The sequence below is a fragment of the Rhodococcus sp. MTM3W5.2 genome (genome assembly GCF_001984015.1).
Lineage (GTDB): Bacteria > Actinomycetota > Actinomycetes > Mycobacteriales > Mycobacteriaceae > Rhodococcus_G > Rhodococcus_G oryzae.
The window spans coordinates 530,119-542,937 of record NZ_CP019572.1; the positions used below are offsets into that span (position 1 = coordinate 530,119).

General features: G+C 69.0%; 12 protein-coding genes. 8 read left to right on the forward strand and 4 right to left on the reverse strand.

The window, feature by feature from the left end; genetic code table 11:
• The first annotated feature begins 59 nt into the window (after nt 1-59).
• Together BTZ20_RS02475 and BTZ20_RS02480 are read left to right on the forward strand one after the other, a co-directional pair.
• Entirely contained in the window at nt 60-680 is a 621-nt protein-coding gene (locus tag BTZ20_RS02475) for a TetR/AcrR family transcriptional regulator (RefSeq protein WP_077040257.1), read from the forward strand.
• 360 nt (nt 681-1,040) lie between these two features.
• On the forward strand, nt 1,041-1,850 hold the full coding sequence (locus BTZ20_RS02480; RefSeq protein ID WP_077040258.1) for an alpha/beta fold hydrolase: 810 nt from the start codon (nt 1,041-1,043) through the stop codon (nt 1,848-1,850).
• Between the two features lie 62 nt (nt 1,851-1,912).
• Here BTZ20_RS02480 and rsgA read toward each other — a convergent pair whose 3' ends face one another.
• The gene (gene rsgA, locus BTZ20_RS02485) at nt 1,913-2,935 is read right to left on the reverse strand and encodes a ribosome small subunit-dependent GTPase A (protein WP_077040259.1); all 1,023 of its coding nucleotides are present in this window, start codon (nt 2,933-2,935) and stop codon (nt 1,913-1,915) included.
• Between the two features lie 333 nt (nt 2,936-3,268).
• Between rsgA and BTZ20_RS02490 the strand changes: the two genes are divergently transcribed.
• Entirely contained in the window at nt 3,269-4,984 is a 1,716-nt protein-coding gene (locus BTZ20_RS02490; protein WP_145982172.1) for a hypothetical protein, read from the forward strand.
• 108 nt (nt 4,985-5,092) lie between these two features.
• Nucleotides 5,093-5,821, forward strand: a complete 729-nt coding sequence (locus BTZ20_RS02495) for a TetR/AcrR family transcriptional regulator (RefSeq protein ID WP_317616070.1) — start codon at nt 5,093-5,095, stop codon at nt 5,819-5,821.
• Here BTZ20_RS02495 and BTZ20_RS02500 read toward each other — a convergent pair.
• Both BTZ20_RS02500 and BTZ20_RS02505 read right to left on the reverse strand, forming a co-directional pair.
• Nucleotides 5,724-6,398 (reverse strand): DUF305 domain-containing protein, encoded by a 675-nt coding sequence (locus BTZ20_RS02500; protein ID WP_077040261.1) that lies wholly within the window; start codon nt 6,396-6,398, stop codon nt 5,724-5,726. The genes BTZ20_RS02495 and BTZ20_RS02500 overlap by 98 nt on opposite strands.
• Nucleotides 6,395-7,966, reverse strand: coding sequence for an LVIVD repeat-containing protein (locus BTZ20_RS02505; RefSeq protein ID WP_077040262.1), 1,572 nt, complete (start codon nt 7,964-7,966; stop codon nt 6,395-6,397). Before BTZ20_RS02505 ends, BTZ20_RS02500 begins: the two co-directional genes overlap by 4 nt.
• 149 nt (nt 7,967-8,115) lie before the next feature.
• On the opposite strand from BTZ20_RS02505, the gene BTZ20_RS02510 reads away from it, so the two are divergent.
• Nucleotides 8,116-8,673 (forward strand): TetR/AcrR family transcriptional regulator, encoded by a 558-nt coding sequence (locus BTZ20_RS02510; RefSeq protein WP_077043420.1) that lies wholly within the window; start codon nt 8,116-8,118, stop codon nt 8,671-8,673.
• A gap of 21 nt (nt 8,674-8,694) precedes the next feature.
• On the opposite strand, the gene BTZ20_RS02515 is transcribed toward BTZ20_RS02510, so the two are convergent.
• Nucleotides 8,695-9,294 carry a helix-turn-helix domain-containing protein gene (locus BTZ20_RS02515; RefSeq protein WP_077043421.1) on the reverse strand — a complete coding sequence of 200 codons (600 nt, stop codon included), beginning with the start codon at nt 9,292-9,294 and terminating at the stop codon, nt 8,695-8,697.
• 271 nt (nt 9,295-9,565) lie between these two features.
• Here BTZ20_RS02515 and BTZ20_RS02520 point away from each other — a divergent pair, with 271 nt between their 5' ends.
• From BTZ20_RS02520 to BTZ20_RS02530, 3 genes are all read left to right on the forward strand, one after another.
• Entirely contained in the window at nt 9,566-10,885 is a 1,320-nt protein-coding gene (locus BTZ20_RS02520; protein ID WP_145982173.1) for an MFS transporter, read from the forward strand.
• A gap of 128 nt (nt 10,886-11,013) precedes the next feature.
• Nucleotides 11,014-11,433, forward strand: a complete 420-nt coding sequence (locus tag BTZ20_RS02525; protein ID WP_077040263.1) for a YciI family protein — start codon at nt 11,014-11,016, stop codon at nt 11,431-11,433.
• A 15-nt stretch (nt 11,434-11,448) separates the two neighbouring features.
• Entirely contained in the window at nt 11,449-12,735 is a 1,287-nt protein-coding gene (locus BTZ20_RS02530) for an RNA polymerase sigma factor (protein ID WP_077040264.1), read from the forward strand.
• Nucleotides 12,736-12,819 lie beyond the last annotated feature (84 nt).

The window sequence follows — 12,819 nt, forward strand, 5'->3', positions numbered from 1 at the left end:
ACTAAAGTCGTGACAGAATGTAACGGCCATCACACGAGGACGCAAGGGGTTTGTAGAAAATGCCGAAGGAACCCGAGGCCAAGCACCGGCTCGGACCGCAACGAAACCCGGCGATCGACGCGGCGGTGCTGGAGGCCACCAGGCAGTTGCTGGTGGACAAGGGGTACGCGGGGACCTCGATCGACGCCATCGCCACCCTCGCGGGCGTCGGGCGGCCGGCGATCTACCGGCGTTGGCCGTCGAAGGCCCACATCGTCAACGAGGCGATCTATCCGGTGCTGGATGCGGAGCAGGGCGCCGACCTCACCGAGCTCGGCGCCGAGGGCTCGATCGCGGACCAGGTTCGCGCGCTGGTCCAGGGGGCGGTCGCCCTCTTCGCATCCCCGGCCACCCGGGCTGCGGCCCCCGGACTGATGAGCGAGGTGCGGAGCAATGGGGAGTTGCGTGAGGTCCTGGTGGTGCGTCAGCTCGCCGGGGTGCGGGTGGAGCTGAAGCGCCGGCTCGAGGCGGCGAGGGAGCGGGGCGAGATCCGCGACGGGGTCGACGCGGACACCCTCCTCGACATCATGGCCGGCGCGGCCATCTTCGCGCTGTCCGTCCGCGATGTCGACGACCCCGGGCCGCTCGCCGACTCGCTTGCCGACATCGTCCTGCACGGCATCCTTCCCGTCGGGCGGTAGGCACGGCCGGGCGCACACCCGTTGCCGAGCTCGCACCCCTTCTGGCGCCGCAACGCGTGTGCGTTCGCGTCAGAAGGTGTGCGCGACGGGGCGTCCGCTGGACGGAAACTCGGATTCACCCGGCGCGATGGTGAAGAATGGATCGGTACCTCGCGGGAGAGTGCGCCCTGGCCGCTGGTCCGGCCCGGCGGCGTCGACATCCCGATCAGCAACGCCTGCGCGGCCTCCGGCCTCACCGCATCGCCGTCGAAAACGCTCGGCGCCGAGGAAGTTTCGCAACCTCCAACGGCGGTGCGACACCACGATTCTCGTGATCTCCCGACTCGTGCGAGCGCAGGAACCTTCGTCGAAGGGGGCACGATGAGATTCACCCGATCCGCCCGAGCCGTTCTGCTGGTGCTGACCATGCTCGCGACCGCGTTCGTGGCGGGCGTGGTGCCGGCCTCCGCCGCGCCGCGCCCGACGATCGTGCTGGTGCACGGCGCCTTCGCCGACACCACCAGTTGGGACGGCGTCGCGGCCGACCTGCGGGGGCGCGGCTACACCGTCGTCGTGCCAGACAATCCGCTGCGCGGACCCGGCTACGACTCCGCCGCGATCGAGAAGACCCTGGCCGGGATCTCCGGCCCGGTCGTCCTCGTCGGTCATTCTTACGGTGGCGCCGTCATCACCAACGCCCAGAACCCGAACGTGAAGGCCCTGGTCTATGTCGCGGCCTTTGCGCCCGCGCAGGGCGAGCCGGTGATGCTGGCCCTCGATCCGATCCGGTTCCCCGGCAGCCAGCTGCTCCCGCCTGCGCTGCAGGTGAAGGTGGTCGACGACGCCCAGGCGATCGGTGGGAAGAACCTCGACGGCTACATCGCCGACGACGCGTTCCATCGCGTCTTCGCGCCCGACGTCAGCGACGCGACGGCCGCGACCATGCTGGCGCACCAGCGCTCGATCGCGCTGTGGGCCAACCTCGAACCCTCCGGGCCGACCTCCTATTCGGCCACACCGAGCTGGTACCTGGTCTCCGCGGGCGACACGGTCATCCCGCCCGCCGCGCAGCGATTCATGGCCAACCGGATCGGCGCACGCACTAGCGAGGTCCAGGCCTCCCACGTCGCGCTGGTCTCCCAGCCGCGGGTCGTGGCCGACACGATCGTCGCCGCCGCCGACGCCACGTAGGCGGGCGTGGGCCGTCGAACAGGTGCCCGACACCTGCTCGACGGCCTGTGACCGCCGTTGACCTACCTGGTGCGGTAGCGCTCCTTGAGTGAGCGCGACAACACCTTGACCTGGCGTGTCCGTTCGGCCTGCAGGCGTGCATCGGTCCGCGCGGCCATCCACTCGTTCTCGCGTTGCAGCTTGCGGTAGCTGTCGAGCCGGCGCTGCGGCAGATCGTCACACTCGACGGCCTCGCGGACCGCGCAACCCGGTTCGGCGTCGTGGTTGCAGTCGCCGAACCGGCACTGCTCAGCGAGGGCGTCGATCTCGCTGAACGCCCGGCCGATTCCGTCGGCCGCGTCCCACAATCCGACGCCACGAAGCCCAGGGGTGTCGATGAGGGTGCCGCCGCCCGGCAGCGGCACCAGCTCGCGGTGCGCGGTGACGTGACGGCCCTTGTGGTCGCCGTGCCGGACCTCGCCGGTCGCGAACAGGTCCTCGCCGAGGAGTGCGTTCGCCAGTGTCGACTTGCCTGCGCCTGACTGCCCGACGAGCGCGACGGTTCCGTCGGCCGCCGCGATCAGAACGTCGAGGCCGTCCCCGGTCCTGGCGCTGACCGCGAGCACCGTGGCGCCGGGTGCGATCGCCGCGACGTCGGCGACTGCGCGGGAGACATCCAGGGCCGCATCGGCTTTCGTCAATGCGACCACCGGAGTCGCCCCGCTCTCCCAGGCGAGGGCGAGGAAGCGTTCGATGCGGCCGAGGTCGACGTCGGTGTCGAGCGCGGCCGCGATGACGACGGTGTCCACGTTGGCGGCGAGCACCTGACTCTCGGAGCGGATCGACGCCGAGGCGCGCACGATCGCGCTGCATCGGGGCAGGACGTCCACGACGACCGAGCCGCCGACGGTGACCCAGTCGCCGGTGCAGATCGACTGGGCGCCGGTGCGCGCACGGATCTGCCCGGATTCGGTGACGACGTCGCATTCGCCGCGGTCGACGCGGACGATGCGACCCGGTTCGTAGAGGTCGAGGTCGAGGGTGCTGAAGGCGTGGGAGACCGACTCGTTCCAGCCGAAGCGGACGAGGTGATGGGGATTGAACATGGGTGATCCTTCGACGAGGGCGCCGACCGGGTCACCTCACGTGGGGCCTCGGTCAGGCGGGAGGGCAGGGGAGCGAGACGGCGCACGCGGCGCCGAACGGCCATGCGGCCATGCGGTTCCCCTCCCTGAAGTCGACTGTCGGATCGGACCCATCGATGGTGCGGCAAGCGCCGGGGCTGCCGCAACCGAATTTTCTCCACCCTTGATGCCTCAGCGGGTCTAGGGCACTATGTCCAAAGCTGTACACCATGTCTATTAATGGTCTACGAGTCGTCAGGAGAGGCCTGAGCGACGGAATCAGTGGATGTTCGCCGGCGGAGAGAGAGATTGATCGTGAAGCAGCAGGGTGGGTCATGGAACAGGCGGGCGTTCCTCGCCAGGACGGGTGGAGCGGCAGCAGCCGCGGCAGCGGCGCTGGTCACGGTCCCGGCGAGCGCGCAAGCGGGCGTGGCCGGCGGTGGTGCGGCCGATGCGGAGGGGTTCGAGGCGGGCGGCGTCCGGCACATCCTGCCGTCGGCGACCCATGAGCGGTTCGTGGTGAAGGTGTCGTTCCGCGGTCCGCAGCAGGCGGAGCCGGTGTTGCTGGTCGACAACCTCCGAGTGCCCGGGCGCATGACCGACACCATGGGCGAGTGCTTCGAGTTCGATGCTCGCGGGTTGTCCGCCGACCACGAGTACACGCTGCGGATCGTGGACTCCGCCGGCGCTGCTGTGACCTCGACATGGCCGCTGCGGACCTTTCCCGCCCCGGACAGTCGGGCGTCGAGCTTCCGCCTGGCGTGCATCACCTGCGCGGGTGGGCCGGAGGAGTTCCTCGGTCCGAACGCGGGTGCGTTCCCGCCGCTCGTCCCACAGTTCCAGCCTCTTCGGGTCAAGCGTCGCCTGCTCGATCGCATGCTGTCGTTCGCGCCGGACGCCATGCACGCCAACGGTGACCACATCTACTGGGACACCCGCTCCATCCCGAGCAGCATCGCCCAGGGGCGTTCGCCACAGGCCGCGGTCATCGGCGGCGGATACTTCGACCGCAATCAGCCGGTCAAGGGCACCGCGAACGAGCAGATCCTCAAGCGGGATTTCGGTCCCCAGATCGCCGACCTGTACGGGGTCCAGTGGCGCTCCACCCCGGTCTACTTCGTCCGCGACGACCACGACTACCTCGACAACGACGAGGCGACCGATGCGGCGCGGACCTTCCCGCCCGATCGGTTCGCCTTCGATACCGCCCGCGCGACACAGGATTTCTACTACCCGGAACTCTTTGCGGGATACGACATGCCGTCCGAATTCGCGAACGCCGACGGCCGGTCACCGGACTTCGGGGTGCTGCGTTACGGCGATCTGTTCGAGGGCTGGATCTACAACGCCAAAGGCCTGCTGAACAACACCCGCGACCCGGCGCAGCCCGACTACAACAACAACCCGGGTCGCGACGGCCATCCCGAGTCCCGCCTGGTGCCGAAGCCGGTCGAGCAGTGGCTGATCGAACGCACGCGCAGCACCACGGCGACCCACATCGCGCATATCCCCAGCTCGCCGATTCTCTGGGGTGCCGGGAAATTCGCCGAGTGGTACCCGGACCTGCTCGGCAAGGACGGCGAACTCTCTGCCGATCTGGACAAGCCGTTCTGGCCCAGCGGCTGGCACGACCAGCACGATCGACTCGTGGTCGCTGCCTCCGAGCGTCGGGACCGAATTCCGTTGTGGGTCAGCGGAGATCTGCACTGTTCGGCGCTGGGCACGATTTCCCGGACCCGTGGCCACGATCTGTCCGCGAACCCCGTCGTGAGCCTGTGCGTGGGCACGCCAGGCAGCAGCACCCCCGGCTTTCCCTCGTCGTTCCGGGGAACGCCGCCGATACCGTCGACCACCCTCAGCGCGAAGGAGATCGTCCGACCGCTCGAGGAGAACGGTTTCACCCTCATCGATTTCACCCAGGAAGCGATCACCATCTCGATGTTCCGCTGGAATCACCGCACCCAGGCAGAGGAGGCGATCGATACTCTCGAGCCCTTCCTCGTCCACCGCATCCCGCGGCGATCCCAGTAGAACTCGGCGTGAACCTCGGTGGTCAGCAGGGCGGGGACAGTGCCGACGCTCTGTACGGTAGTGGGTACTCTGTCCAGCTCCGACCTCAGGCAACCCAGGGAGTACCGCGTGGCAAGCGAAGATCGTCGGGTCCGCAGGAGTCGCGGACTTCTACGGGACGCGCTGGTGTCGTTGACCCTGGAACGCGGCTACTCGGCTGTGACGGTCGAGGACATCACCGAGCGAGCAGACCTCGGCCGAGCCACCTTCTACACCCACTTCCCGGACAAGGACGCCCTGCTCGCGCAGGTGGTCACCGGCCTGATCGATGATCTGCAGGAGCGCCTTCGCTCACTGACCCCGGAATCGTCGGTGGGGTTCACCGGAAAGCCGGTGCTCGAGATCTTTCGACACGCGGACGAGGAACGCGACATCTATCGAATGATCCTGCGGGGTGAGGGGGATGGCCGTGCACTGCGGCGGTTCGTCGACGACTGCAGCGCGGCCGCGGCAGAGATGTTCGGGGCCAGGGCCGCGGCACTCGGCGTCACCCCGCGCTTGGACCTCACGGTGCTGTCACGGGCCTGGGTCGGGGAAGTGGTCGGCGTGCTGCAGTGGTGGCTCGACCTCGACCCACCACCCCTCACACCCGAGGAGGTCACCGAGATGCTCTTGAACCTGTCCCTGCGGGTCGGTACTGGGCGGCCGGGTTCGACGACGGCATCGACCAGTAGCTGCGACGCCGCTGCGGGAGGTTCGCCTATCCGAGCGGTCCGGCTCCCCGTTGCTCGAGCAGGGCTGTCATCAGCCCGGTCTCCGAGCCCTGTTCCAGAATCATGCTGCGCGCAGTTTGCTTGACCGGGCCGTCGTCGAGCAGGTGGTCCGCGGCCTGTGCCATGGCGACGCCGCCGAGGTGGTGGCGTTGCATCAGTTGCAGGAACAGCGTTTCGGCGTCGCGGCCGCGGGCGGCGGCGAGGGCATCGAGCTCGGCGGTGGTGGCCATGCCGGGCATGAGCGCCGCCGATGGGTCCGCCTGCTGGTCAGCGGGTGGGACTGTGGCGCGATGCGCATGGGCGCCGCCGGTTTCGTGGTCGGCCCCCATCCAAGCCATCGGTGCGGGGTTGGCGGCGGTGACGCCCGCGAGTCGGAGCCAGCCCAGCAGGGTGCCGACCTCGATGCGCTGGGCGTCACCGATCTGCTGGGCCAGGCGCGCGACGCCCGGATCGATCCCGGGGTCCAGCCGCTGGACCATCATCAGCGCCTGCTGGTGATGCCCCGCCATGTCCTGGATGAAGCCGATCTCGGTGTCGTTCAACACCGGGGTGGCGACCGGCGGCTCGTCGACGACGAGTGGACGGAGCGCCGCGCCAAGGGCGAGGAAGAGCAGCGCCGCCGCCCCGAACGCGGCGACCCGAATCCAGGTTGCCTTCGTCATGATCCGAGCGTGGACTTCTGGTTCGCCGGCGGATCGTAGACGTCGTTGTCGAGTTGCAGGGCCATGAATCCGTTGTCGGAGCAGGTGACCCAGAGCTGGGTGCCGCGCCACTGCGGCGGTGAGAAGCACCAGTCGGTGGTCAGGTCGCCGCCTGCGATCATCCCGGTGCGCGTGGTGAGCGCCTCGTCCATGTTGAACTTGCCCTGTTCCTGGGCCTGCATCGCGGCCGAGATGCTGAGCGCCGGGATTCCCAGGACCGATGCCAGAGCGTGCGGCGAGTTCCAGCGTTCGAGGTTGCGACCCTTCATCGCGGGCGGGTTGTAGTAGGCGATCTCCCGCACGTCGAAGGGGTCGCTGACATCGAACACCCGGATTCCGGAGGAGCTCCAGCCGCAGGCGAGGGCGGTCGGGTTGGTCGGCCGGTCGGCCGAGCAGTAGTGCGACTCGTAACCGAATGCCGAACCGCCGGAGGCGGACCCGATAGCCGAGTCCTGGTTCTCCGGGAGGTTGATCTCGAGCTTGATCGTGTTGACGATGCGGGGGTTGGCGTCCTCGGAGACATCGATCAGTTTCACCCCGCCGGAACCGCCCTCGTTGGGGGTGAACAGATAGGGCGTGCCGTCGTAGGTGACCGGGACACTGTGCTGCGTCGCCATGCCGTCGGTCCATGTCAGCTGAGCGAGCTGGGGGACCTGGGGATTGGGGTCGCGACGTTGCACCGCACTGGTGTCGAGCACGGTGATGCCACCGCCGTTGTCCGACAGGTACATCCGGTTGCCGTCGGGGGTCATGCCGAACCCGTGGGCGGACTGGCCGATCAGGCCCTGCCAGATGACGCGCGGGTTTGCCGGGTCGGTGAGGTCGACGGCGCTGACCGTGCTCGGGGCGATGCCCGAGGACCAGTAGGTGTTGCCGTCGGGGGAGAAGCCGCCTTCGTGGGAGGTGATGGGCAGGGGCATCTGCAGGTTCGTGCCCGGACCGGGGTTCAGCAGGCGCGGGTGGGCGCAATCCGAGATGTCGTACACAGAGAGCAAGCCGTTGCCGGTGAGCGCGGGGACGCCGGTGCCGACCAGGAGCTTGCGCTTCTCGTTGACCTTCAAGCTCTCCCAGGTGCCTGCGAGCATGGCGGGTTCGGTCAGGTTCGCGGTGGGGACCGGGTGGGCCGGGTCGGACACGTCCAGGACCTGCACACCGGGGGAGGGGCCGAGTAGGTCGCCGGGAAAGATCGTGCCCAAGTATGCGCAATGGTCGTAGGAGGCCGAGACGATGCCGGCCCCGCGCCCCGCGAACCCGCCGAGCGCGGAGGTGTTACATCGGTATCCCTTGGTGCTGCGGCCGTTGTCGCGCTCGGCGGCGGGGACGTCGCCCTGCAGTCCGGTTTCGGGCAGCGAACCCGGTCCGCAGTCCGCGGGCGTGGCCGTGCTGGTTGCGACGGTGTGCTCCTCGAGCACCTTGCCGGGCACGCCCGCCTGGGGTGCGGCGGCGCCGCTGACCATGGGCAGCAACAGTGCCGCGGCCGCGGCAAGGGCGACTGCTCGACCGGCGCGCACGACAGACCTGGAGTTCACGCTTTGTTTCCCCTCTAACCGGACACCGTTGTCCGGATGGTTCTGTAGTGTGCGTCACACCGGTCGCCGCGTCAAGCTTCGAATCACCGTTCAGTGCACTGCACGCGGCGGCCGATGTCGGAAATCCTCGCCTCCGTAGGGTGGTCGGCGTGAACACAGAGCGCCGAGTCAATCGAGGCCCCCAGGCCGCGGCGGGAAATCGCGCGGCGCTGGTCGACGCGGCCCGCCGGGTGTTCGCCGAGAACGGCGTCGACGCGCCGCTGAGCCTGATCGCGCGCGCCGCCGGGGTCGGCCAGGGCAGCCTCTACCGCCACTTCCCGAACCGGGAGAGCATCATCCTGGCGGTGTTCGAGGACAACATCGCCGAGATCGAGGAACTGGCCGCCCGGCCGGAATCGACGCTCGATGAAATCCTCGAGTTCATCGTCGAGCAGATCACCGCCTCAACGGCATTCGTCGCGATGCTCAGCCCCACCGGAATCGATGACCCCCGCATCCTCGAGATCAGCAGGCGGCTGACCGGCCTACTGGTCGACAAGGTCGAGGGTGCGCGTCGGTCGGGCGCCGTCGCCGCCGACGTGGACGCGGCCGACGTCGTGCTGGCGCTGGCGATGTTCGCCCCCATCCTGCTTCAGACCGACGAGTCCTCCCGGCGTGACGTCGCCGCCCGTGCGTGGCGATTGCTGCGTCGCGGGCTGGGAGCGTAGCGAGGGGCGGACGGCAGTTCGTCAGCGATCATCATCATGATGGGCCGCAGGTTCTTTCGGCCGTGCTCGCACCTGGGCCCGCTCGCCCTGCGGCCCGAACAGGTGGAGTATCTCGACCGGCTGATCGCCTGCCGGGCCGAACCAGTGTGGCTCGCTGGTATCGAATTCGGCCACCTCCCCAGGACGCAACAGCACCTCACGCTCGCCGAGGATCAGGCGAAGGTCTCCCGCGAGGACATACAGCCACTCGTATCCGGCGTGGGTCACCAGCTTTGGCGTGCAGGGCCCGATCACCTGCTTGAAGACCTGAACCCGGCCCGGGTAGTTGGTCAGCGAGATGACGACGCTGCCGTTGCGGCGTCGCCGCGGCGTGAGGTGGACGCGCGGATCACCGGTGGCCGGAGCTCCGACGAGCTGGTCGAGTGCCACCCGGTGCACCCGGCCAAGGGGCACAAGAAGGTCCAGGGTCGGGCGCCGCTTCCCCGATTCGAGCCGTGACAGCGCGCTGACGGAGATGCCGGTCGCGGCGGAGAGCACCTCGAGGGTCATACCGCGATCGCGGCGGAGCGAGCGCAGTCGCGGTCCGACGTCGGCGAGCATCTGCTCGAGCTCGGTGTCCATGCCGCCCATCTTTGCAGTCTTCGCAAATTTCCTACCGGGTCCGAGCCATCGGCTGCAACGATCCCCGACGAATGGGGATCGGCGCAGCGGGGATCCGCGCGCGGTCCGGACGAACCGACCGGAGGAATTGATCGTGCGACCTCAGCCCGGAATCAGCACCACGACGCCGCCGAACCCGCCACCGCATCCGCGGCAGGGACACTCGGCGGGGCCGGTCGATCCCGGGGGTAGCAGCGGCAGGAGGGGCTGGGTCGTGCTCGCCATCTGCTGCATGAGCCTCTTCGTGGTCGGGCTGGACACGACCATGGTCAACGTGGCCCTGCCGGCGATCGGGCAGGACATGAACACCGGCACCTCCGGCCTCGAATGGACGGTCAATGCCTACACGTTGGTCCTCGCGAGCCTCCTGATCTCGTCCGGCGCGGTGGCCGATCGGGTCGGGCGGCGACGGGTCTTCAAGCTCGGGCTGCTCGTATTCGGTGTCGCGTCTGCCGCGTGCGCGCTGGCGCCGTCCATCGGTCTCCTGATCGGTGCCCGGGTCGTGCAGGGCGTCGGCGGGTCCATGCTCAGCCCGGTCGCGTTGGCGATCGTGGTCAACGTGATCACCGATCCCAAGGAGCGGGCCCGAGCGATCGGGGTGTGGGCGGCGGTCTTCGGCGTCAGCATGGCCGCGGGGCCCGTGACCGGTGGCGCGCTGGTCGAGAGCTTCGGCTGGCGATCGGTGTTCTGGATCAACGTACCGGTGGTCGTGGCCGTCCTGCTGTTGACGGCATTCTTCGTCCCGGAGTCGAAGGGCCAATTGCCCAGAAGGCTCGACGTGCCCGGTCAGTTGCTGTTGATCGTCATGGTGGGCGGCACGGTGGCGATGCTCATCGAGGGCCCGCGAATCGGATGGGTTTCCCCCGTCGCGCTGATCGGATACGCGGTGGTCGCCGCCGCCACGGCCGGTTTCGTGTGGGCCGAGTCCCGGCGGCGCGAACCTCTCGTGGATCTTGGACTGTTCCGGCGAAAGCCGTTCACCGGAGCCGTCGTCGGAGCCGTCGTCGTGTTCGTGGCACTTAACGCGACCTTGCTGCTCGGTACGCTCTACCTGCAGGATTCGCGGGGGATGAGCGCCCTCGCCGCGGGCGCCGTCACCCTGCCGATGGCGCTCGGCGCCACGGTCTGCGCGCCGCTGTCCGGGATCCTCGTCGGACGGGTCGGCCCTCGGCGCCCGCTGCTGATCGCCGGTACCTTCACCACCCTCGGCGGCCTCTGCCTGGTGGCGCTGGACGACGACACCAGCATCCTGGTGTTGCTGGTGGCCTACCTGCTGCTCGGCATCGGCTTCGGATTCTCGAACGCCCCCATCACCAACACCGCGGTCAACGGCTTGCCGGCCGACCGTTCGGGAGTTGCGGGTGGGCTCACCTCCACCGCACGTCAATTCGGCGCCGCGCTCGGGGTCGCCCTCGCCGGTGGCGTCATCGCCACCGCCACACCCGCGGATCTGGCCCATGCCTCCCGGCCCGGCTGGATCCTCGTGGCCTGCTGCGGACTGCTGGTGCTCCTCGTCGCCCGGGTGTCGCCGACGGCGGGGAAGTCGAGCTGACCGACCCTGCGACGCCCGAACTCGGATCGCCGCGAAAAAGTTCGTGGCGGTGTCGATCCACGACCTTCCCCGTTCGACCTTTGGATGAGAGGGTCCGAGAGGGACCCGGACCACCGAGGGAGACAACGATGAAGTACATGCTGATCATGCGAGCCACCGACGAGGCCTTCGCGGGAATGATGAACACCGACTTCAACGAGATGCTCGAGACCGTCGGCAAGTACAACGACGAGATGATCAGGGCGGGGGTGCTGCTCGCCGCGGAGGGACTCGACGATGCCGCCGAGGGTGTGGTCGTCGACCACACCTCCGAGCAGCCCGTGGTCACCGACGGTCCGTACGGCGAGACCAAGGAGCTGTTCGGCGGGTTCTACCTCCTCAACGTGGCGTCGAAGGAGGAGGCGATCGAGTGGGCGAAGCGGTCGCCGATCACCGGCCCCGGCTTCAAGACCGAGATTCGCCGGGTCCCCACGATCGACGAGTTCCCGCAGGACAACGAGTGGATCAAGAAGGAGCGGGCGTGGCGCGAGGCCACGGGTCAGCTCTGAGTGGATCGACGGGCGATGGCAGATCCCACCGGCCGTGAGGCCGTCGCCGCAGTCTGGCGGATCGAGTCCGCGCGGATCGTCGGCGCGCTCGCGCGATACACCGGCGACTTCGCGCTGGCCGAGGATCTCGCCCAGGAGGCCCTGGCCGAGGCGCTCGTGACCTGGCCCCGCGACGGCGAACCCCGCAACCCCGCGGGGTGGTTGCTCACCGTCGGCCGTCGCCGCGCGATCGACGCGTTCCGCAGGCGCTCCGCCCTCGACGAGAGGTACACCGCCCTCGCCCACGACCTGGGCGAGGGTGGCGCCGTCTCGGGGAGCGCGCCGGTCGATCCGGCCCGGGATGCCGAGGACGTGCTGTGGGATCCGGACCAGATCGACGACGATGTGCTCGCCTTGATGTTCATCTCCTGCCACCCCGTGCTGTCGCGGGAGGCGAGGGTGGCGCTCACCCTGCGGGTGGTCGGCGGTCTGACCAGCGACGAGATCGCCAGGGCGTTCCTCGTCCCGACCGCGACCGTGCAGGCGCGGATCACCCGTGCGAAGAAGACCCTCGGGGCGGCCCGGGTGCCGTTCGAGGTGCCGTCGGCGCAGGATCGCGCCGAGCGGCTCGGCTCGGTGCTCAGCGTGGTCTACCTGATCTTCACCGAAGGGTCCTCGGCCAGCTCCGGTGGCGATCTGATCCGGTTCGACCTCGCGAGCGAGGCGCAGCGCCTCGCCCGGGTGCTGGCCCGGCTGATGCCGAAAGAGCCGGAGGCCCACGGCTTGCTGGCGCTGCTCGAGCTGACCGCTGCGCGATTCCCTGCCCGCACCGGCCCGGACGGCGAGCCGGTGCTGCTCGAAGACCAGGACCGCCGCCGCTGGGACCGCGCCGCGATCCGCCGGGGCCGCGCTGCTCTGGCCCGGGCGGGGCGGGTGGGCAGGGGACTGGGCGCCTACGGCCTGCAGGCGGCGATCGCCGAATGTCATTCCGTCGCAATATCGGTCGACGCGACGGATTGGGAGCGCATCGTGCTCATCTACGAGGCGCTGGGCAGGCTCGCGCCGTCACCGGTGGTGGAGCTCAACCGCGCGGTGGCGGTCTCGATGGCACAGGGCCCCGCCGCGGCGCTGCCGATCGTGGACGAGTTGGCGGCGGCCGGGGCACTGTCGACCTCGCAGCTGTTGCCGACCGTTCGAGGCGAGCTGCTCACCAGACTGGGACGCACCGAGGAGGCGCGCACCGAGTTGGAGCTCGCAGTTCGGCTGTGTGGCAATGCGCGCGAGCGGGCGGTGCTCGAGCGCAAGCTCGCCGACCTCGGCTGACCGCTCCGCCTCGACGTGTCCAGGTTGGCCGGATTGTCGCAATTTGCTCGTAATCTACTCGCCGACAACATAAATCGCATGCCC